The organism is Pantoea sp. X-Soil-MYKO-1289 (assembly GCF_059730625.1).
Map to the genome: position 1 here is coordinate 497,604 of NZ_AP036005.1, position 20,777 is coordinate 518,380.

The following is a 20,777-nucleotide window of genomic DNA, read 5'->3' on the forward strand; positions in this document are numbered from 1 at the left end:
AGGGGAATATCGCGTCAGTCAGCGCTGTGACTGACGCGTGAGGGACTCAGGAACGAGGTTTATCAGATTTGATCTGATTCGCTTCGCCCAGCGTCGAACCAAGCTCTGCACCCGTGGTCGGGTTCAGGCTGGGATCGGACGCGGTGCGGCTGGCCATATTGGCGAGATCGGTCGCCTGATCGGACGGCAGGGAGACCGACGCGCTACCGTCGCCGCCGTCAACGGCAGGCGCCGGATCGGCTACGAACTCAAAGTTCTCATCAGAGTTCCAGCTACCACGCATATCGCCCTCGCCCGCCGACATGTTGTAGTAGACGTTGGCGTACTGCTCAATCGGCGGTAATTTACCCGGTGGGAAATTGTTGCGAATCGAGTAGAGCGCTTTTTCAAACGAGATCTGGTGCGCAACTTCACGCGTCATCAAAAAGCCCAGCGCATCTTTTACGCCAACATCGTCGGTCATGTTGATCAGACGCTCATACAGGATTTTTGCCCGCGCTTCGGCAGCGATGTTTGAACGCAGGTCGGCGGTCACTTCGCCGATGGTATCAACATAGGCCGCAGTCCATGGCACGCCAGCCGAGTTAGTCAGCGGCGGCCCACCGCCATAAAGCAGCGAGGTCAAATGGCTGTCGTTACCGGCACCGGTGATATTGCGATAAATCTCGCCCTCTTCTTCTGTGCCTTCAGCCAGCTGACCTTTCGCGCCTTTGTTCAGCATACCCACCAGCGAGCCGATGATTTCCAGGTGGCTTAACTCTTCCGTCGCGATATCCATCAGCATATCTTTACGTCCTGGATCGTCATCGCCCAGCCCCTGGGTGAAGTAGCGACATGCCGCAGCGAGTTCGCCCTGAGGACCGCCAAACTGCTCAAGCAGCAGGTTAGCCAGTCCTGGATTGGGCTTTTCAACACGGACGGTATACTGCAGTTTCTTAACGTGTCTGAACATTGCTCATTCCTTTCCAGTTAGATTGTCGGCCCTGTGAAAAAAGGGCCTGGCTGTAGCGTTGTTATTTTTTCGCTTCAACGCCTTCAGCCGCATCACGCGTCATGAACTGCTGAGTCACATCCGGCAGGTGCGTCAGGCACCATTCCGCCATGGCGATCTCCTGCTCACGAATTTGTTCGAAAATACGCACGCCTTCATGGTCGCCCACCAGCTCCGCCGCAGCGATTAGCGAGGTGTAGTTAGCGATTTCGAACTGCTCAAAGACGTAACCGCTGATCGCCCCTTTCACCACTTCGTCGTCGGCCAGCATGCCGCCCATTGCCTGGCCCATCGCGGAGAGTTTGCCCAGCGCGTCTTTAAAGGCGGAATGCGAAGTGTCGTTACGGTCGATCACCGACTGTAATAAAGTCTGCTGCTGGCGCGTTTCTTCAATATGCTGCTGAATGCGCGCTTTTAAATCGGGATAGTGTTCGAGTCGAGACGCCATTTTTTCCAGCATGCTTTCCGCCTGCTTTTCCATAGCGTGCGCGTCTTTCAACCAGGCCAAATAATTCTCTTCATGTGACATAATTCACCTCTTTAAAATGTGAGTTCTGCAAATACAAATTTCATCACGTCAGATAATTAGCTGGTTTTCTCGGCAATCACATTGAGCTTTTCATCTGTGGCTTTTTCTTCCTGCAGCGTTTCCGCCAGTAATTTTGCCGCTTCGTCAAAACCCAAACGTTTCGCCATCGCAGTCAGCGTGCCGTAGGTGGCAATTTCATAATGTTCGACTTTCTGGGCGGCGCCAATTAAGCCAGCGTCCCGCACCGGGCCCGCCTCAACGGAGTCGATAATCTCCTGGGCCTCTTCCACTAAGCCTTCCAGCGCATGGCATTTCATACGGCGGATACGCAGTTCTTCTGTCTTTTCAACTATTTGGTCCAGACGCTCAATTTGTCCGCGTGTCTCTTCAAGGTGCGCTTCAAACGCCGCTTTCAACGATGCGTCTGTTGCGGCGCGCGCCATTTTCGGCAGTGCGCGAGTGATCTGCTTTTCTGCGCTGTAGACATCAGAAAGGTCATGAATAAAGAGATCCACCAGTGTTTTAATCGCCATTACAGGTTCCTCTTATCAAATCAGGTGATTGCTTTCCTGGCCAGGACGCTACAGAAATTAATATTAGTTGCTAAGTACAATTGCGCAAATTTAATAAAAGCGAAGCGCGGAATAAAAATAGGTTGATTATTAAGGAATAATCTTATTCTGGCTGGCACTGCCGCTTCAGTTAAATTGCGCGCGACTGGGTTTCGCTATTTAAAAAACACGTTTAGATTATCGGTTCGCTTATTTAGCGCGCACGTTATTTTTCTGGCGTAAATAAGGCGGTGCGTTTATTGCCGTCAGTATGTTATCGCGCGGCGTTATAAAACTTGCCCGCTGCGGGCAGGCTTTACAGCGGCGGCGTCAGCCTTTAAAGTAGCGCCCAGACACCGGATGCTCTTCTTCCTGGTGCGTAAGCGTTAACGTCAACCAACGCACCACAGCGGCTTTGCCGCACTTTGTGATGCGGATCTTATGACCCTTCGACCGGCTTCTGCGCAACGCGCTTCTCGCTTTACCCACTCTGGTTTTTTCCTGCTGGTATTGCTGCTGACCGCCGCAAACCTGCGCGCGCCCATCACCGCCGTCGGCCCGGTGCTGGAAAATATGCGCCACGCCTTCGGCCTGAGCGCCGCCGCCGCGGGCGTGTTTAATTTCATTCCGCTAATGCTGTTCGCCGCGCTGGCGCCGATCGCCGCCATGCTGGGCAATCGCTTTGGGCTGGAGCGCAGCCTCTGGGCGGCGCTGCTGCTGATAACGCTGGGATCGATGGTTCGCTGGCTGCCGCTCGAGGCGGCGCTCTGGAGCGGTACGGTGCTGCTTAGCGCCGGCATCGCCGCCGCCAACGTGCTGCTGCCGCCGCTGATCAAACGCGACTTTACACAGCACACCGCAAAATATATCGGGCTTTATGCCGCCACCATGTCGCTGACCGCCAGCCTGGCGTCCGGGATCGCCGTGCCGCTCGCCGCTCTCTCCGACGCGGACTGGCGCCTGTCGCTTGGCGTCTGGGCAGTGCCGGGCCTTGTGGCGCTACTCGCCTGGCTGCCGCTGCTGAAGTCGCGCGCAGCAGGCCCGTCAGGCGCCGCGCCCTCTCTCGCCGCCGACGGCGCTACGCCCTGGCGGTCAACAATCGGCTGGCAGGTTTCGCTGTTTATGGCGCTGCAGTCGCTGGCTTTTTACACCCTGATCGACTGGTTCACGCCCTACGCGCAGAGCAAAGGCTACAGCCAGGCGGAAGCGGGCTGGCTGCTGTTTCTCTACCAGGCGATCGCGATTGTCGCCAACCTCGGCTGTATGGTGGCGCTAAAGCGGCTGCGCGACGCACGTCTTACGGCCTTTATCGCCTCTGCCGCCATTTTCTGCGGCGTGTTGGGTCTGCTGCTGCTGCCGCGTCTGGCTGCGCTGTGGTTGATTATCGCCGGCCTGGGTGCGGGCGCCTCGCTGGTGCTCTGCCTGTCGCTGTTTAATCTGCGCGCTCGCGATCACCGTCAGGCGTCGCAGCTTTCCGGCATGGCGCAGTGCGTAGGCTATGCGCTGGCGGCGCTCGGCCCGCTGTTTTTCGGCATTTTGCACCAGCGGAGCGGCGACTGGACGCTGCCGCTGACCCTGCTGGCGCTGCTGAGCTTTGCGCAAATGCTGCTCGCGCCGCTGGCCGGCAGCGCCAGGCAGATGGAGTGAGACGTTAGCTTTGCTCGTCTGGCGGCAGCTCGTAATGAACCGCCAGCCAGAGGGTCGGCTCGTCGCTGCTGGTCCAGTTCACGCGGTGGCGCGTCCGCGCAGGCAGATTGATGAAATCGCCTGCGCGCAGCACCCGCTCCTGCGCTTCATCTTCCAGCTGCAACCCCGCCGCGCCCTGCACCACCAGCACCCACTCTCCCTGCGGCTGGCTATACCAAAAGCCCGGCGGGCTCGCCTGGCCGGTAGAGACAATGCGCTCGATGCGCAGATCGGGTCGGCGCAGCAACGCCTCAAAAGTCTCTTGCTCGCCGCGCTCGGCGGCTGGCGGTAAAGCGTCAAACAGGCTGGTTATCATAGCGGCCTCGGGGTTGCGGTGAAGCGTTCAAAGATTTTGCACGCGCTGCATTGATTCAGCGGCGACTCGCGTTCATTATCCGGCGCCAGACGCCTCAGAAAAGGAGATTCCCTCGTGACCGAACTCAGCAATGCGCTACTGGAAGAGATTCTGGAGCAGGTGCGCCCGCTTACCTCGCGCGGCAGCGTCGCCAGCTATATTCCCGCGCTGGCCGAAGCGCCTGCGCACGCGCTCGGCATCGCCGTGGCTACGCCTGACGGTCAGAGCTGGCAGGCGGGCGACGCGCAGCAGCGCTTCTCGATCCAGTCCATCTCTAAAGTATTGTCGTTAAGCGTCGCGCTCACCCGCTATTCCGACGATGAAATCTGGCAGCGCGTCGGCAAAGAGCCCTCCGGCCAGCCGTTTAACTCGCTGGTGCAGCTGGAGCTGGAGCACGGCAAGCCGCGCAATCCTTTTATCAACGCCGGGGCGCTGGTGATTTGCGATATGCTGGAAACGCGCCTGACCGCGCCGCGCCAGCGCATGCTGGAGATTGTGCGCCAGCTAAGTGGCCAGCCCGATATCAACTATGACCGCCACGTTGCCCGCTCGGAATATGAGCACTCGGCGCGCAACGCCGCCATTGCCTGGCTGATGAAGTCATTCGGCAATTTTCATAACGACGTCAGCAAGGTTATGCAGACCTATTTCCACTACTGCTCGCTCTCGATGAACTGCGTCGAGCTGGCGCGCAGCTTCGTCTATCTGGCCAACCAGGGCAAAACGGCGGATGGCGCGCAGATAATTACTCCGCGCCAGGCGAGACAGATTAATGCGCTGATGATCACCAGCGGCATGTATGACGGCGCGGGCGAGTTCGCGTGGCGCGTCGGCATGCCGGGGAAGTCGGGCGTCGGCGGCGGCATTATCGCGGTTATTCCCCATAAAATGAGCATTGCGGTCTGGTCGCCAGGCCTGGACGCCATCGGCAACTCGCTGGCGGGCACCGCGGCGCTGGAGCTGCTCAGCGATCGCCTCGGCAGCTCAGTGTTCTAACGCACGCGCAGTGGACGTCAGGCTATACGCGTATAGCCTAAGAATTTTTACAGAATTAGCCCCGTTCAGAACCGTAACGCGGTAAAATAGCGCCTGACGTTTACCAGCCAGTGATGTTTTCATGACCTTTTTCACCCCGTTGCAACAGCGACTCAGCGCCTGCCTGGCTATCCTGGCAGTATTGCTGCTGTTCGTCGCGCCCGTGGTGTCGAAGGATCTGATGGCGCGCCACAGCAGCGCGATGCCCGCCCCGATGATGATGTCGCACAGCGCCGACGCCATGTCGACGATGCACCATATGGACGACGCCATGATGCCTTCCCGCCATATGATGTCGGGCGAAGAGGGCGTCGCCTGCGGCTACTGCGAGCTGCTGGTGCATGTGCCGCTGATGATCTGGGCTGCGCTGCCCCTTCTCTGGCTGATGATGCTGATTGCGCGCGCCCCGCCGCCGACGCCGCGCGCGGACCCGCCGCTGTGCCGACGCGAACGCCGCGTCTACCGGCCTCGCGCCCCACCTTCCCGCTGCGCTTTTTAATCAGAATGCCTGCCTTTCCGCCGTGTAAAGCGACGGAAACGGGTTCGTCTTTAACTGAATAAAAATGGATGTGCTATGTCATCACTTCGGGAAACGGCGCCGCCGCGCGGCTCGTTATTCAATTTGCTGCGCCGCCTGCACTTTTACATCGGGCTGTTTATCGCGCCTTTTATTTTTATTGCGGCGCTGACCGGCACGCTATACGTGCTGACGCCGCAGATTGAGAATGTTCTTTACGCTTCCGCGCTGACCACCGAGCCGCAGGGAACGGCGCAGCCGCTGTCGGCGCAGGTCGCCGCGGCGCGACGCTATATCGGCGAGGCGGCGCCTGTTTATGCGGTGCGACCGGCGCCTGGCGCGCAGGAAACCACGCGCGTGCAGTTCAGCCAGGGCGATCTTGGGCCGTCAGAATCGCGATCGGTGTTTATCGATCCCTATACCTTGCAGGTCAAGGGCGATATGACGGTTTACGGCACCAGCGGCGTGCTGCCGCTGCGCATGTGGCTGGATCAGCTGCATCGCGGCCTGCTGCTGGGCGACGTTGGCCGAATTTACAGCGAACTGGCCGCCTCCTGGCTCTGGGTCGCCGCGCTCGGCGGCCTGGTGCTGTGGCTCGGCACGCGACCGCGCAGAAAGATGAAAAAGCCTGCGTCAGGCTTCGCCTTCGCCCGCCACTGGCATATAACCCTTGGCCTGGCGCTGTCGCTGGGCCTGCTCTTCTTCTCGGTTACTGGCCTCACCTGGTCGCAGTGGGCGGGCGGCAATATTGATAAAATGCGCAGCGAACTGGGCTGGATGACGCCGCAGGTGCGCACCGCGCTCGACGCCAGCGCGCCTGCCGCCAGCACCGATCCCCATGCCGACCATCAGGCTATGCCGCAGATGGACGGCATGGATATGAGCGGCATGGCGATGCCAGCGAAACCGGCCAGAGCGGTAAACGCGCCGGACGCCGACTGGGACAGCGTGCTTAACGCCGCGCGCCGCAGCGGCATCCGCGCCGCAAAACTGGAGCTGCGCCAGCCGAAAGCAGAGGGCCAGGCCTGGACGGTAAGCGAGATCGACCGCCGCTGGCCGAGTCAGGTTGACGCCGTTTCGGTGGACCCCGCCACGTTCGCCATTGTTGACCGCGTGGAGTTCGCGCATTTTCCACTGGTGGCGAAGCTGACGCGCTGGGGCGTCGACGCCCATATGGGCGTGCTGTTCGGCTGGCCGAATCAGCTGCTGCTGGCCCTGTTCGGCTTTGGCCTGTGCGCCGCCATCGCGCTCGGCTACCGCATGTGGTGGATCCGTCGCCCGGCGCTGCCCGTGCATAATCCGGCGCAAACGCTTCTTGTCGCCTGGCTGGCGATGCCGCGCTATGCGCAGGCCGCCTCGCTGATCGTGGCGCTGACGCTGGGCTGGGCGCTGCCGGTTATGGGGGGCAGCCTGCTGGCGTTTATAGCCCTCGATCTGCTGCGCTGGCGCAAAGCGCAGCGCGCCGCCATGCCGCAGCCGGAAACGCCGCTGGAGCAGCAGTCTCCGCTGGGTATCGTGCGCGGGCGCTTCGCCGCAAAGCAGAAAGAGATGCGTTATTTCCTGCGCAGCGTGGTGATTTTATGGCTGATTGTCGGCACGGTGATGGGCAAAGCCATTATCAGCGGCGTTATCGAGCAGTATCAGATCGCCTTTAGCGACTGGTCGCTGATGATGTACGTCACCCAGGCGTTAATGGTGCTGCTCTATACCTCGGTCTTTACCGGCCTGATGTCGATTCCGCTGTGGTATTTCTTCCTCGGTGAGAGCGACGAACAGGGCAAATAAAGAGGCCTGCTGCCCGTCCACGGCGACGGGCAGCTTATTCAAAAAAGTTGAACTCTCTCAGCAAATCCCCCTCCTTCTCATCTTTCCCGATCGGTTTATCATCGTTTTATAAGCTCATCACGGGAGAAGATAATGAACGTTGTGCGTGCCCATCGCGGCCAGCTGTTTGAATATGGCCCCTTTACCATTCGCCGTCTGCGCCCGGGCGAACGCTTCGGGCCGCTGGCGATTGTCGATATGACGACGCTGAAGCTCGGCGCGCGCATTCCGATGCACGAGCATGTAAACGACGACATCCTCAGCTACGTCTGGCGCGGCTCGGTGCAGCATACCGACCTGCAAGGCGAACGCACGCCGCTGTCGGCGAAACGCGTGATGGTGGTGAATGCGGGCGAAGGGCTGCGGCACGAAGAGTCCGCGCCGCTGATTGAAGCCGAAGTGCTGCAGGCCTTTATCCGTCCGGCGCGCGCCGGCGGCGAAGCGAAAACCCAGCTGCTGGAGCGCGCTGACGGCGTCGCCCACAACGCCTGGACGTGGCTGGCGGGGCCGGAAGGCAGCGAAGCGCCGTTGACGCTGCGTCAGGCGGTGCATATTTACGACGTGCGGCTGGAGCGCGGCAACAGGCTGGAGGTGCCCGCGATTCCCGGCTTCGCGCCCTGGCTGGCGGTGCTGGACGGCGTAGTGAATCTGGAGGGGCAGCGCCTGCATAAAGGCGATGTGGCCGGCGATACCGAAGCGCTGCCGGCCGTCACCGCCGAGCGCGACGCCACGCTGATCTGCTTTCTGGTGGATGCGGAAGCGACCGGCGTGATGAGCGGAACCGTCAGCGGCAGTTAGAGCAAGGGAAGGTGAAAACCTTCCCTTTTCTTTACCCGTGGTGACGCATGCGCTGTAGCCTATGCCGGAACTGGCGCACCTGCTGGCGCGACCAGCAGCGTTCTCTGAATGTCGCGTTTTTCACCGGCTCGGGCAGCGGCACCCCGTCCAGCGATCCGCGATTGCAGTAGGCGCGCACCAGCCTCAGCGGAGAGACGCCCAGGTAGCATGCGAATTCAGACAGGGTCATTAACTCACTTTTCATATACGCCTCCTTTTGCGAATGGTTATCTGCATCTTCGAATCCTTTCACCGCTCGTTGTTTGATCTTACACATTGAATAAGTGATTAAGTTTTGAGCTAAGCGTAAAATTCACCTTTTACTGACTGGCGAAGCGGCAGATCTTCACCCAGGCTTGAGGCTCTCTCTTCTGCGTGTGAGGCTGCGTGAAACCCTACTCTCTGCTGCTTATCTGCCTGCTCTTTCCCGGCCTGGCCGCCGCGCACCGCGTGGAAACGGGCAAGTCCCTTCCGCCAGTCTTTATCGCCAACGAGGGCGAACTTGTGATGCAGCATGAGATGCTGGGCTATCAGCGCTGGAGCAGCCAGTCGCTGACCGGCAAAGTGCGGATGGTGCTCCACGTTGCCGGACGGCTTTCGGCCAAAGAGCAAAACGCGCCGCTTATCGCCGCCATTCAGCAGGCGAACTTTCCGCGCAGCCGCTTTCAGACCACCACCATCGTCAATACCGACGACGCGATCCCCGGCAGCGCGATTTTCGTCGAGCGCAGCATCAAATCGAGCAAGCGCGACGCCCCGTGGCAGCATTTTGTTATCGACAGCAGCGGCGTGGCGCGAAACAGCTGGCAGCTGACGCCGCACGGCTCTACGGTCATTCTGCTGGACGCGCAGGGCGTGGTTCGCTTCGCGAAAGATGGCGCGCTGACGGCACAGGAGGTTAAAGAGGCCGTCGCTTTGCTCAACCAGCTGCTTTCCGGGCAGCCCGCGTCATCTGACACCGCACTTAGTTCGTGAATAAAATTATTATTTTATTGCCACTTATCTCCGTTTCACCCGTCAGAGCGGCAATTCTCGTCTACGCTTTATTGCACCGCCGCGTCAAAACAAAACAATAACGCTCAGTTTACGGCGGTGCTAAAAATAACAGGCTGCACTTTTTTAGATGGCCCCTTCTGCGCCACTTTGTTCATTTGCAATTACGACAGGCCGACGCTCACCTGCAAGTAAGGACTGCCATCATGACCATTTTTGCTGAAAGAGATCCTACCCTCATTTACAGCGATCCCCTGATGTTACTCGCGAGTATCGAACAGCGCCTCGATCGACTGCTGCCGGTAGAAAGCGAACGCGACTGCGTGGGGCTCGCGATGCGCGAAGGGGCGCTGGCCCCGGGCAAACGCATCCGGCCGGTGCTGCTGATGCTGGCCGCGCACGACCTGGGCTACCGCGACGAACCCAGCGGCCTGCTCGATTTCGCCTGCGCCGTAGAGATGGTGCATGCCGCCTCGCTGATACTCGATGATATTCCCTGCATGGACGACGCCGAGCTGCGGCGCGGCCGCCCGACCATCCATCGCCAGTTCGGCGAGCCGGTGGCGATTCTGGCCGCCGTCGCCTTGCTGAGCCGCGCCTTCGGCGTTATCGCAATGGCGGACGGCATCAGCAGCCAGGCGAAAACCCAGGCGGTGGCAGAGCTTTCCCACTCCGTCGGCATTCAGGGGCTGGTGCAGGGGCAGTTTCTCGATTTGACCGAAGGCGGCCAGCCGCGCAGCGCCGACGCTATTCAGCTCACTAATCATTTCAAAACCAGCGCGCTGTTCAGCGCGGCAATGCAGATGGCCTCGGTGGCCGCCGGCGCGCCGCTGGCGTCGCGTGAAAAACTGCACCGCTTTGCGCGGGATCTTGGCCAGGCATTCCAGCTGCTGGACGACCTGACCGACGGTCAGAGCGACACCGGAAAAGACGCTCATCAGGACGTGGGGAAATCGACGCTGGTCAATATGCTGGGCAGCAAAGCGGTGGAAAAGCGGCTGCGCGACCATCTGCGCCGCGCCGATCGCCATCTGGCTTCCGCCTGCGACAGCGGCTACGCCACCCGGCATTTCGTTCAGGCCTGGTTCGACAAAAAACTCGCTATGGTCGGCTGACCGCGCGTTTCCCGTCTGAGTATATGGAGCAGCAATGAAGGACACGGACCTGACGAAACGCAAAAACGATCATCTGGACATTGTTCTGCGTAACACCACGCCTGCGTCGGGCAGCTTCGCCCGCTGGCAATTCACGCACTGCGCGCTGCCGGAGCTGCACCTGGATCAGATCGATCTGCGCACCCGGCTGTTCAATCGCCCCCTGCAGGCGCCTTTTCTGATTAGCTCAATGACCGGCGGCGCGGCGCGCGCCCTCTCTATTAATCACCATCTCGCTGAAGCGGCGCAGGCGCTTGGCCTGGCGCTGGGCGTGGGTTCACAGCGCGTGGCGCTGGAAAGCGACAACAATTTCGGCCTGACGCGCGACCTGCGCCGTATCGCCCCGGATATTCCGCTGCTGGCCAACCTGGGCGCCGCGCAGATCCTTGGCGAGCAGGGCCGCAGGCTGGCGCAGAACGCAATAAGCATGATTGAAGCGGATGCGCTGATCGTCCATCTTAATCCGCTGCAGGAAGCGCTGCAGCGCGGCGGCGATCGCGACTGGCGCGGCGTGCTGCAGGCGATTGCGCAGCTGGTAAAAACGCTGGACGTGCCGGTCATCGTGAAAGAGGTCGGCGCGGGCATCTCGCCCGATGTCGCGCAGCGGCTTGCCGAGGCGGGCGTCGGCATGATCGACATCGCCGGCGCGGGCGGCACCAGCTGGGCGGCGGTAGAAGGCGAACGCGCCAGCACGCCGCAGCAGCGCGCGGTGGCGATGGCCTTCGCCGACTGGGGCATTCCCACTGCTGAAGCGCTGCGCGCCGTGCGCCACAGGCTGCCCGCCATGCCGCTTATCGCCTCCGGCGGCATTCGCGACGGCATCGATGCGGCGAAAGCGCTGCGGCTGGGCGCGGACGTGGTCGGTCAGGCGGCGGCGGTGCTTAGCAGCGCCCTGCACTCTGCCGACGCGGTGGTGGCGCACTTTGAGACGCTGATCGAACAGCTGCGCGTCGCCTGTTTCTGCACCGGCAGCGCCAACCTGTGCCAGCTGCGCCTCGCGCCGCTGCAGCGCGTGGGAGAGCCAGAATGAGCCATTTCGCGGTGATCGCCCCGCCCTTTTACAGCCACGTACGCGCGCTTCAGGCGCTGGCGCAGAGGTTAATCGCGCGCGGCCATCGCATTACCTTTATTCAGCAGGCGGAGGTCGCCGCGCTGCTCAGCGATGCGGCCGTCGGCTTCCACGCCATCGGCCTGGGGTCGCATCCTGTCGGCACGCTCGATCGTACGCTGCGGCTGGCGGCCCATCCTGGCGGACCCGGCATCCTGCGCCTGATCCGCGATATGGCCAGCAGCACCGATATGCTGTGCCGGGAGCTGCCGGATGCGCTGCGGGCGCTGGCGGTAGACGGCGTTATTGTCGATCAGATGGCGCCGGCAGGCGGACTGGTGGCAGAGGCGTTGCGGCTGCCTTTCGTATCGGTCGCCTGCGCGCTGCCCGTGAACCGCGAAGCGCATTTCCCTTTGCCGGTGATGCCCTTTTTGTGGGGCACCAGCAGCGCCGCGCGCGAGCGCTTCGCCTCCAGCGAAAAAATTTACGACTGGCTGATGCGCAGCCACGATCGCGTGCTGGCGCGGCATGCCGACGCCTTCGGCCTCCCGGAACGCCGTCAGCCGCATCAGTGCCTGTCGCCGCTGGCGCAAATCAGCCAGCTGCCGCACGCACTCGACTTTCCACGCTGCCAGCTGCCCGCGCATTTCCACGCCACAGGCCCGCTGCGCGAGCCTGCCACCTGCGCTGAGCTGCCGCTGTTCAGCAATGGCGGTCAGCCGCGCGTTTTCGCCTCGCTCGGCACCTTGCAGGGCGGCCGCTATGGGCTGTTCAAAACCCTGGCGAAGGCCTGTCGCGAACTGCAGGCGGAGTTGCTGATCGTCCACTGCGGCGGTCTGAGCGATTATCAGGCGCGAAAACTGCTGCGCGCCGGCGCCGCCCAGGTCACGGACTTCGTCGACCAGCGCGCCGCGCTGGCGCAGGCGGACGTAGCCATTACCCACGGCGGCCTGAATACGGTGCTGGACGCCGTTGCGCAAAGCACGCCGCTGCTGGCAATCCCGCTGGCGTTCGATCAGCCCGGCATCGCCGCGCGGCTGGCGCACCATGGCCTGGGGATCCGCGCGTCGCGCTTCTCCACCAGCCATCAGATTGCACGCCGCCTGCGTCGCCTGCTGGACGATCGGGCGATCAAACAGCGCATGTCGTGTCTGCAGCCGCAGCTGGCGGCCTGCGGCGGCGTCGAGCGCGCGGCCGATATTACCGAACGCGCGCTGCTGACGCGCCAGCCGGTGCTCGCGGAGAAGTGCTATGACATCGCAGTATGATCTGCTGCTGCTCGGCGCCGGCCTGGCGAACGGACTGCTGGCGCTGCGGCTTAAACAGCAGCAGCCCGGTCTGCGCGTGCTGGTGCTTGAAGCCGACGCCCGCGCGGGTGGCAACCACACCTGGTGCTTCCACGAAGAGGATCTCAGCGCCGCGCAGCATCAGTGGATCGCGCCGCTGGTGGCGCACCGCTGGCCGTACTACGAAGTGCGCTTTCCTCAGCTGACGCGTCAGCTCGACAGCGGCTATTTCTGCATTTCCTCCGCGCGTTTTGACGAGGTACTGCGCGCGACGCTCGGCGACGCGCTGCGGCTTCACCAGACTATCGCCTGCAGCGGGCCTGACCACGTTCAGCTCGCCAGCGGCGAAGTGCTGCGCGCACGCGCCGTGATCGACGGCCGCGGCTATCAGCCCGACGCCGCTCTGCAGATCGGCTTTCAGGCTTTTCTCGGTCAGGAGTGGACCCTGAGCCAGCCGCATCGGCTTGAGGGTCCGATTCTGATGGATGCCGCCGTCGACCAGCAGGGCGGCTATCGCTTCGTCTATACCCTGCCGCTTTCGCCGACGCGCCTGCTGATCGAGGATACGCACTACATCGACGACGCCTCGCTGGCGGCGGCGCAGGCGCGGCAGAATATCTGCGACTACGCCGCGCGTCAGGGCTGGCAGCTGGAGACGCTGGTGCGCGAAGAGCGCGGCGCGCTGCCGATTACCCTGGCGGGCGACTTCGACCGCTTCTGGCATCAGCGACCGCCCAGCGTCGGGCTGCGCGCCGGGCTTTTCCACCCGACGACCGGCTATTCGCTGCCGCTGGCGGCGGCGCTGGCGGATGCACTCGCCGCAGAGGGCGACTTCTCCCCTGAGGCGCTCGCGCCGCGCATCCACCGCTTCGCGCAGACGGCATGGCGGGAGCAGGGCTTCTTTCGCATGCTCAACCGTATGCTGTTTCTGGCGGCCGACGGGGATCAGCGCTGGCGCGTGATGCAGCGCTTTTACGGGCTGCCCGAGGGGCTGATCGCCCGGTTTTACGCCGGACGGCTTACGCTGGCCGACCGCGCGCGCATTCTTAGCGGCAAGCCGCCCGTCCCGGTACTGGCGGCGCTGCAGGCTATTCTCACTCACCCTTCTGGACGAAGAGCATCACGATGAAGCACACCACGGTAATTGGCGCAGGATTTGGCGGACTGGCGCTGGCGATTCGCCTGCAGGCGGCGGGCATTCCAACGCGGCTGCTGGAGCAGCGCGACAAGCCGGGCGGCCGCGCTTATGTTTATCAGGATCAGGGCTTTACCTTTGATGCGGGCCCGACGGTGATTACCGATCCCTCCGCCATCGAAGAGCTGTTCGCCCTGGCGGGCAAATCGATGAGCGACTATGTCGAGCTGCTGCCGGTGACGCCCTTCTACCGCCTCTGCTGGGAGTCGGGCGAGGTGTTTAGCTATGACAACGATCAGGCGCGGCTGGAGGCGGAGATCCGCAAATTCAATCCAGACGACGTAGCGGGCTATCAGCGCTTCCTCGACTATTCGCGCGCCGTGTTCGCCGAAGGCTACCTCAAGCTCGGCACTGTCCCCTTTCTGTCGTTCCGCGATATGCTGCGCGCCGCGCCGCAGCTGGCGCGCCTGCAGGCGTGGCGCAGCGTCTACAGCAAGGTGGCGAGCTTTATCGAGGATGATAAGCTGCGTCAGGCGTTCTCTTTCCATTCGCTGCTGGTCGGCGGCAATCCCTTCGCCACCTCGTCGATCTATACCCTGATCCATGCGCTGGAGCGCGAATGGGGCGTCTGGTTTCCGCGCGGCGGCACTGGCGCGCTGGTGCAGGGCATGCTGAAGCTGTTTCAGGATCTAGGCGGCACGCTGGAGCTGAACGCGCGCGTCCGTCATATAGAGGCGAAAGACGCCGCGATTTCCGCCGTGCATCTGGAGGATGGCCGGGTATTCGAAACCCGCGCGGTCGCCTCCAACGCCGATGTGGTGCATACCTACGGCGACCTGCTCGGCAAACATCCCGCTGCCGCCGCGCAGGCCAAAAAGCTGAAAGGCAAGCGCATGAGCAATTCGCTGTTCGTGCTCTATTTCGGCCTGAACCACCATCACGATCAGCTGGCGCACCATACCGTCTGCTTCGGCCCGCGCTACCGCGAACTGATTGACGAAATATTTAACCGCGACGGACTGGCGGAGGATTTTTCTCTCTATCTCCATGCGCCCTGCGTCACCGATCCGTCGCTGGCGCCGCCGGGCTGCGGCAGCTACTACGTGCTGGCCCCGGTGCCCCACCTCGGCACTGCCGCTCTGGACTGGAATATTGAGGGGCCGCGCCTGCGCGATCGTATCTTCGCCTATCTGGAAGAGCACTATATGCCTGGCTTGCGCAGCCAGCTGGTGACCCACCGCATCTTTACGCCGTTTGATTTTCGCGACGAGCTTAACGCCTATCAGGGCTCCGCCTTTTCCGTCGAGCCGATTTTGCGCCAGAGCGCCTGGTTCCGGCCGCATAACCGCGACAGTCATATTCGCAATCTCTATCTGGTTGGCGCAGGCACGCACCCAGGCGCGGGCATTCCTGGCGTAATCGGTTCCGCCAAGGCCACCGCAAGCCTGATGCTGGAGGATCTGCATGAATAATCCGACGCTGCTGCACCATGCCGTGGAGACGATGGAGGTGGGATCGAAGAGTTTCGCTACCGCCGCTAAGCTGTTTGACGCCAAAACGCGCCGCAGCGTACTGATGCTCTACGCCTGGTGCCGCCACTGCGACGACGTGATCGACGATCAGCAGCTTGGCTTTCCCGGCGAGGTTCCCTCGGCGCAGACGCCCCAGCAGCGCCTGGCGAATCTTGAGTGTAAAACTCGCCAGGCCTACGCGGGCGCGCAAATGCACGAACCGGCGTTCGCCGCCTTTCAGGAGGTGGCGCTCGGTCACGACATTTCCCCTGCTTACGCCTTCGACCATCTGGAAGGGTTCGCCATGGACGTGCGCGGCGCGCGCTATGAAACGCTGCAGGATACGCTGCGCTACTGCTATCACGTCGCGGGCGTAGTCGGGCTGATGATGGCGCAAATTATGGGCGTGCGCGACGAGGCGGTGCTGGATCGCGCCTGCGATCTCGGCATCGCTTTTCAGCTCACCAATATTGCGCGCGATATCGTCGAGGATGCGCGGGTCGGCCGCTGCTATTTACCGGAGAGCTGGCTGGAAGAGGCCGGTCTCGATCGCCTTCACTTTGCCGACCGCGCCCATCGACCGGCGCTGGCGGGACTGGCGCGGCGGCTGGTAAGCGAAGCGGAGCCCTATTACGCTTCCGCTTCGGCGGGCCTGGCTGGGCTGCCGCTGCGATCCGCCTGGGCGATCGCCACGGCGAAAGAGGTTTATCGCCGCATTGGGGTCAAGGTCTATCGCGCGGGGGAAACTGCCTGGGATCGCCGCCAGTCCACCAGCAAACAGGAGAAGCTCCTGCTGCTGGCGGCGGGGGCGGCGCTGGCGATCAGGTCTCGGGCGGCCGCTTCGCCGCCGCGTCCGGCCGAGCTTTGGCAGCGTCCGCGTTAGGCTGGCGGCCGTGACGCTGGCGCAGCGTCGCCTGTAATTTCGCCAGCGGCGGCGCATAGAGGAAGCCGAAGGAGACGCAGTCCTCGCGGCCGCGCACCGCGTGGTGCAGACGATGCGCCATATAGAGTCGCTTAAAGTAGCCGCGACGCGGGATGTACTTAAAGGGCCAGCGCTGATGCACCAGCCCGTCATGCACAATAAAATAGAGCAGGCCGTAAAGCGTCATGCCTGCGCCTATCCACTGTAGCGGCCAGACGCCGCGACTGCCCAGGTAGATCAAAAGGATCGCCAGCAGAGCGAACACCACGGCGTACAGATCGTTGACCTCAAACCAGCCGCTATGCGGTTCATGATGCGACCGGTGCCAGCCCCATCCCCAGCCGTGCATAATATATTTGTGCGACAGCGCGGCGGTAATCTCCATCGCGACGACGGTCAGTAATACGATTCCAGCGTTCCACAACCACAGCATATTTTCTCCCGTCAGTGCATCCTGCCAGCCAGCTCAGGCTGGCTATCATCTGCTGCGGCACCCCGCAGGCGAACATTAAGTTTAGGCTATGGCCTGTAATTCGCCGCAGGGTTTCAACAGGCGACAGCTCTCCTGATTGAAAGAAGAGGCATTAATCCAGCCGGTTAGCACGAAAGGCAATGGCGCAAGCGGCCCGCGCTGCCGTAGACTGCGGCAGCAAAAAACAAAACAGGGATTACCACGACATGAAGCTGTTCTATAAAGCGGGCGCCTGCTCGCTGACTACCCACATCGTTCTGCACGAAACCGGATTGCCGCACACCTCCGTTGCCGTAGATCTAAAAACCAAACGCACCGCGGAAGGCGACGATTTCCTGGCGATCAACAGCAAAGGCTATGTGCCGGCGTTGCAGCTCGATAACGGGCATGTGCTGACCGAAGGCGCGGTTATTGCCCAGTATCTGGCGGATTTGAAGCCGGAAAGCCATTTGCTGGCGGCAGGCGGCGAAGCGCGCTATGCGGTGCTGGAGTGGATGAACTTTATTTCCACCGAACTGCATAAAGGCATAGGGGCATTTTTCAACCCGGCTATGACGCCGGAATGGAAGGCGGCTGCGACGGCGACGCTGACCAAACGTCTGGACTGGCTGGCAGAAGCGCTGGGGGATAATCGCTATCTATACGCTGACCGCTTCACCATCGCCGACGCCTATCTGTTCAACGTGCTGAGCTGGTTCCGCGTGGTTGATTTCAGCCTGGATCGCTGGCCGGCGCTGCAGCGCTTTGCGGCGAGCCATGCGCAGCGTCCGTCGGTGATCGCCGCGATGAAATCAGAAGGCCTGATGTCATAAACCAGCGCGCCCGAGGGCGCGCTGTTCGATCAGAAGTCCGCTTTCAGCACGATGCGGTAGTGCGCCTTGCCGGCGCGCAGGTGATCGAGGGCGTCGTTGATTTTCGACATCGGGAAATATTCCACGGTCGGCGCGACATCCGCACGCGACGCCAGACGGAGCAGCGAGCGCAGCTGACCCGGCGAACCGGTAGAGGAGCCGGTCACGCCGCGATCGCCGAGGATCAGGTTGAACGCCTGCACCTCGAACGGCTTCATCACCGCGCCAACGGTGTGGAAACGGCCATTGGCCGCCAGCGCCTGAAAATAGGGCTGCCAGTCAAGATCCACCGCGACGGTGCTGATGATCAGATCGAACTGACCGGCCAGCTTGTTCAGCGCCTCAGGATCGCGGCTGTTGACGACGTAATCCGCGCCCATCTGCTTAATGGTTTCGGTTTTGGCAGGCGACGAGCTGAACGCCGTCACTTCCGCGCCCAGCGCGCGCAGCAGTTTAATCGCCATATGGCCAAGACCGCCGATGCCGATCACGCCCACGCGGCTGGTGGCGGTGATGTTATGCATCAGCAGCGGTTTAAACACGGTGATGCCGCCGCACAGCAGCGGACCGGCGGTCGCCGCGTCCAGATTTTCCGGCAGCGGAATAACCCACTGCCAGTTGGCGCGTAAATGGCTGGCGAAGCCGCCATGGTTGCTGATGGTGGGAACGTTATTGTTGACGCAGTTAACCTGCTCGCCGTTGATGCAGGCGTCGCAATATTGACAGCTTTTCGCCGTCCAGCCGATGCCGACGCGCTGGCCCATGCTCAGACCTTTGCTTTTCGCGCTGTCGCCCAGCGCGACTACGCGGCCAATCACTTCATGACCGGCGATCAGCGGATAGGCCGAGATGCCCCACTCATTGTCGATCATCGAGAGATCGGAGTGGCACACGCCGCAGTAATCGACTTCAACTTCAACATCTTCCGCAGCCAGCGGGCCGGGATCGTACTCATAGGGTTGAAGCGCTTCTCCAGCCTTCATGGCCGCGTAACTTTTAAATTTCATGCTTTTCCTCGCTGAGATAGTGAATGCGCTCAAGGCATTTTGGCGCTGAAGCTGTCCGCAACCGTCACGAAAACTGCCCGCCGCCAAGATGATGCAACGTGTGCAGCGCGCGGTTTTCGGCGCTGAAATGCCAGCGGCCGTCATAAAAGACTCGACTGTCAGCTGCCGCCGCGACTACTTCGCCGAACAGGGTGTCGTAGTTTTGCTGCGCCTCTGTTGCGGGCAGCAGCCGACACTCCAGCCAGGCGACGCAGCTCTCTTCCAGCAGCGGCACGCCCAGCTCAGGCCCCTTAATGGCCTGGATATTCCAGGTGGCGAACTTATCTTCCTCGCGGCCCGATCGATTGCCAACAGCATAGGTCAGATCGGCGAAAGCGGCGGCAGGCACGCAGACGCCAAAGGCGCCGCTCGACTCAATCAGCTCGCGCGACCAGGTCGCCTTATCCACCACAATCGCCACCCGCGGCGGCGTAAACTCCACCGGCGTCGACCAGGCGGCGGCCATGACGTTGCGGCGCTGAGTTTGCGGATGCTGGCTGGTAATCAGAATGGTAGGACCGTGATTGAGCAGACGGCTGGCGTGCTGAAGCGCCACCGGACGGAAATGCGACATAGCGGTTCCTTACTGAGTTGACGCACGCTGCGTTGTACATCATAAATTACTGTAAACGTTTTACTTTACGCGTTTTCGCCAGCAGCGGTTTATCGCTGCGTGCCGAGCCGTTTTTATAATAGATCGTGATTCAACGGCGTGCGAAATGCGTGGCGGGCCGCGCTCATCAGCTGAGCGGCGGTAACGGTGGGCGGCAGTCGCGTCAGCACTTTGCTCGCCTGCCAGTAGCACAACACCATGACCTCATCGGTTTCGCTTTCAGCCAGCTCTTTCAGCCGCGCGCGCAGAGTCGGCACGCTGATTGTTTGCTGCTCGTCCAGCATCTCTTCGATGGTCTTGATAATAACGTCGTGAATAGTTTTCCAGGAAAGATTAGTAAGCAAAATCAACCTCTTCTAGCGCTTTCCAGCTCTGGAACAGTGATAACTTTTACCGCGCGGGCGAACCCTGCGCGGGCGAAATAATGTTAACATGGCATTAACTATAGCTGCATCGTCGGGCTTCCGGCGACTTTTACATAGTGGGATTATCACTGTGGAAGCGTTTTCAAAAAAGCCTCAGGTTTGGCCGTCAAAGCCCGCTTTTTGAGTCTGATTAAGGGGTATTGCGGCGTCATTGTAACGTGCTGAGGCAGAGCGATTTTTTGCATGGCAGAGGTTTGAGATTAACCAGGAGAGAAAGAATGGGCAGAGAAAATTTTACGGCTGATGCGCTGGTATGGGGTCAGGGACCACGGGTTTTCGAGATATTTCTGGAACCAACATGCCCTTTTTCCGTACGCGCCTTTAATAAGCTTGATGCGCTGCTGGACTATGTTGGCGAAAAGGAGATGACGCTGAAAATTCGTTTGCAGTCGCAGCCGTGGCATCTCTATTCAGGTCTGATTGTGCGCTATATCCTGGCGGCCTCAACCCTCCTTGATGGGAAACAGGCTGCCAGAGCGGTGATGAAGGCGGTAGCCGATCACCGCGAAGAGTTCGAGTTTGTCGATCACTGTCGCGGCCCCAATATGCAGACCACGCCTGAAGAACTCATAGAGCGTCTCATGCGCTACAGCGGCGTGGACGCTCGTGCCCCATTCGACCACGCAGAGCTGCAAAACGAGATAAAGTGGCACTGCAAATATGCGCGTCAGAATGGCGTGCACGTTTCACCGACCTTTATGATCAATGGGTTAATTCAACCGGATATGGGCAGTGGCGACGAGATAAGCGAGTGGGCAAAGCGTCTGATGGCGTAGCAGGCATGCGCCTGCAAAGGATGCAGGCGATGTGGATTACTGGTCGGTGTCGTCATCTTCGTAAGCAGGTATTTCCGCATCATCCGGCAGCGGTTCCGTATCGGGACGTTCAGACATAACAAAGCTCCTTCGGGCGGCTATGAAAAACCTGACATATCGCTGCAATAACGCTGATTTCAGATGCTTTTTAAACAAATAACAGCAGAGTGCACAAAACCGC

Annotated in this window: 23 protein-coding genes; 14 read left to right on the forward strand and 9 right to left on the reverse strand. The window is 61.1% G+C overall.

What is annotated here, in order from left to right; translation table 11 throughout:
• Positions 1–46 precede the first annotated feature (46 nt).
• From AC6I7Z_RS21690 to AC6I7Z_RS21700, 3 genes are all read right to left on the reverse strand, one after another.
• On the reverse strand, positions 47–952 hold the full coding sequence (locus AC6I7Z_RS21690; RefSeq protein ID WP_497815853.1) for a manganese catalase family protein: 906 nt from the start codon (positions 950–952) through the stop codon (positions 47–49).
• A 61-nt stretch (positions 953–1,013) separates the two neighbouring features.
• Positions 1,014–1,520 (reverse strand): ferritin-like domain-containing protein, encoded by a 507-nt coding sequence (locus AC6I7Z_RS21695; protein ID WP_033749028.1) that lies wholly within the window; start codon positions 1,518–1,520, stop codon positions 1,014–1,016.
• A gap of 56 nt (positions 1,521–1,576) precedes the next feature.
• On the reverse strand, positions 1,577–2,053 hold the full coding sequence (locus AC6I7Z_RS21700) for a YciE/YciF ferroxidase family protein (protein WP_033749031.1): 477 nt from the start codon (positions 2,051–2,053) through the stop codon (positions 1,577–1,579).
• Between the two features lie 459 nt (positions 2,054–2,512).
• On the opposite strand from AC6I7Z_RS21700, the gene AC6I7Z_RS21705 reads away from it, so the two are divergent.
• Positions 2,513–3,718 carry a CynX/NimT family MFS transporter gene (locus AC6I7Z_RS21705; RefSeq protein WP_497815854.1) on the forward strand — a complete coding sequence of 402 codons (1,206 nt, stop codon included), beginning with the start codon at positions 2,513–2,515 and terminating at the stop codon, positions 3,716–3,718.
• Positions 3,719–3,722: 4 nt separating this feature from the next.
• On the opposite strand, the gene AC6I7Z_RS21710 is transcribed toward AC6I7Z_RS21705, so the two are convergent.
• Positions 3,723–4,073, reverse strand: a complete 351-nt coding sequence (locus tag AC6I7Z_RS21710; protein ID WP_497815855.1) for a cupin domain-containing protein — start codon at positions 4,071–4,073, stop codon at positions 3,723–3,725.
• A gap of 114 nt (positions 4,074–4,187) precedes the next feature.
• Between AC6I7Z_RS21710 and glsB the strand changes: the two genes are divergently transcribed.
• From glsB to AC6I7Z_RS21730, 4 genes are all read left to right on the forward strand, one after another.
• Positions 4,188–5,108 (forward strand): glutaminase B, encoded by a 921-nt coding sequence (gene glsB / locus AC6I7Z_RS21715; protein WP_497815856.1) that lies wholly within the window; start codon positions 4,188–4,190, stop codon positions 5,106–5,108.
• 121 nt (positions 5,109–5,229) lie between these two features.
• On the forward strand, positions 5,230–5,646 hold the full coding sequence (locus AC6I7Z_RS21720; RefSeq protein WP_497815857.1) for a DUF2946 domain-containing protein: 417 nt from the start codon (positions 5,230–5,232) through the stop codon (positions 5,644–5,646).
• Between the two features lie 75 nt (positions 5,647–5,721).
• Entirely contained in the window at positions 5,722–7,449 is a 1,728-nt protein-coding gene (locus AC6I7Z_RS21725; protein WP_497815858.1) for a DUF2534 family protein, read from the forward strand.
• Positions 7,450–7,581: 132 nt separating this feature from the next.
• Entirely contained in the window at positions 7,582–8,286 is a 705-nt protein-coding gene (locus tag AC6I7Z_RS21730) for a pirin family protein (protein WP_497815859.1), read from the forward strand.
• Positions 8,287–8,317: 31 nt separating this feature from the next.
• Here AC6I7Z_RS21730 and AC6I7Z_RS21735 read toward each other — a convergent pair whose 3' ends face one another.
• Complete coding sequence (locus AC6I7Z_RS21735; RefSeq protein ID WP_497815860.1) at positions 8,318–8,530, reverse strand: hypothetical protein; 213 nt, start codon at positions 8,528–8,530, stop codon at positions 8,318–8,320.
• Positions 8,531–8,712: 182 nt separating this feature from the next.
• Between AC6I7Z_RS21735 and AC6I7Z_RS21740 the strand changes: the two genes are divergently transcribed.
• The 7 genes from AC6I7Z_RS21740 to crtB all read left to right on the forward strand — a co-directional run bounded on the left by AC6I7Z_RS21740 (position 8,713) and on the right by crtB (position 16,335).
• Positions 8,713–9,300: a YtfJ family protein gene (locus AC6I7Z_RS21740; RefSeq protein WP_497815861.1), complete on the forward strand. Its 588-nt coding sequence runs from the start codon at positions 8,713–8,715 to the stop codon at positions 9,298–9,300.
• 275 nt (positions 9,301–9,575) lie between these two features.
• Positions 9,576–10,433: a polyprenyl synthetase family protein gene (locus tag AC6I7Z_RS21745; protein WP_497815862.1), complete on the forward strand. Its 858-nt coding sequence runs from the start codon at positions 9,576–9,578 to the stop codon at positions 10,431–10,433.
• A 34-nt stretch (positions 10,434–10,467) separates the two neighbouring features.
• On the forward strand, positions 10,468–11,502 hold the full coding sequence (gene fni, locus AC6I7Z_RS21750) for a type 2 isopentenyl-diphosphate Delta-isomerase (protein ID WP_497815863.1): 1,035 nt from the start codon (positions 10,468–10,470) through the stop codon (positions 11,500–11,502).
• Positions 11,499–12,788, forward strand: coding sequence for a glycosyltransferase (locus AC6I7Z_RS21755; RefSeq protein ID WP_497815864.1), 1,290 nt, complete (start codon positions 11,499–11,501; stop codon positions 12,786–12,788). The genes fni and AC6I7Z_RS21755 overlap by 4 nt, the downstream gene beginning before the upstream one ends.
• A complete protein-coding gene (gene crtY / locus AC6I7Z_RS21760; RefSeq protein WP_497815865.1) occupies positions 12,772–13,935 on the forward strand; it encodes a lycopene beta-cyclase CrtY in 1,164 nt (387 codons plus the stop codon). The genes AC6I7Z_RS21755 and crtY overlap by 17 nt, the downstream gene beginning before the upstream one ends.
• Positions 13,932–15,413 (forward strand): phytoene desaturase, encoded by a 1,482-nt coding sequence (locus tag AC6I7Z_RS21765; RefSeq protein WP_497815866.1) that lies wholly within the window; start codon positions 13,932–13,934, stop codon positions 15,411–15,413. Before crtY ends, AC6I7Z_RS21765 begins: the two co-directional genes overlap by 4 nt.
• A complete protein-coding gene (gene crtB / locus AC6I7Z_RS21770) occupies positions 15,406–16,335 on the forward strand; it encodes a 15-cis-phytoene synthase CrtB (protein ID WP_497815867.1) in 930 nt (309 codons plus the stop codon). Before AC6I7Z_RS21765 ends, crtB begins: the two co-directional genes overlap by 8 nt.
• Here the strand turns inward: crtB and AC6I7Z_RS21775 are convergent.
• Positions 16,274–16,807, reverse strand: a complete 534-nt coding sequence (locus AC6I7Z_RS21775; protein WP_497815868.1) for a sterol desaturase family protein — start codon at positions 16,805–16,807, stop codon at positions 16,274–16,276. The two genes, crtB and AC6I7Z_RS21775, sit on opposite strands and share 62 nt — an antisense overlap.
• 245 nt (positions 16,808–17,052) lie before the next feature.
• Here AC6I7Z_RS21775 and gstA point away from each other — a divergent pair, with 245 nt between their 5' ends.
• The gene (gene gstA / locus AC6I7Z_RS21780; protein ID WP_497815869.1) at positions 17,053–17,658 is read left to right on the forward strand and encodes a glutathione transferase GstA; all 606 of its coding nucleotides are present in this window, start codon (positions 17,053–17,055) and stop codon (positions 17,656–17,658) included.
• A 29-nt stretch (positions 17,659–17,687) separates the two neighbouring features.
• Here gstA and ahr read toward each other — a convergent pair whose 3' ends face one another.
• The 3 genes from ahr to AC6I7Z_RS21795 all read right to left on the reverse strand — a co-directional run bounded on the left by ahr (position 17,688) and on the right by AC6I7Z_RS21795 (position 19,700).
• A complete protein-coding gene (gene ahr / locus AC6I7Z_RS21785; RefSeq protein ID WP_497815870.1) occupies positions 17,688–18,704 on the reverse strand; it encodes an NADPH-dependent aldehyde reductase Ahr in 1,017 nt (338 codons plus the stop codon).
• Between the two features lie 64 nt (positions 18,705–18,768).
• Complete coding sequence (locus AC6I7Z_RS21790) at positions 18,769–19,317, reverse strand: flavin reductase family protein (RefSeq protein WP_497815871.1); 549 nt, start codon at positions 19,315–19,317, stop codon at positions 18,769–18,771.
• Positions 19,318–19,430: 113 nt separating this feature from the next.
• A complete protein-coding gene (locus AC6I7Z_RS21795; protein ID WP_497815872.1) occupies positions 19,431–19,700 on the reverse strand; it encodes a hypothetical protein in 270 nt (89 codons plus the stop codon).
• Positions 19,701–19,999: 299 nt separating this feature from the next.
• On the opposite strand from AC6I7Z_RS21795, the gene AC6I7Z_RS21800 reads away from it, so the two are divergent.
• Positions 20,000–20,557, forward strand: a complete 558-nt coding sequence (locus AC6I7Z_RS21800; protein WP_497815873.1) for a DsbA family protein — start codon at positions 20,000–20,002, stop codon at positions 20,555–20,557.
• Positions 20,558–20,777: the final 220 nt, after the last annotated feature.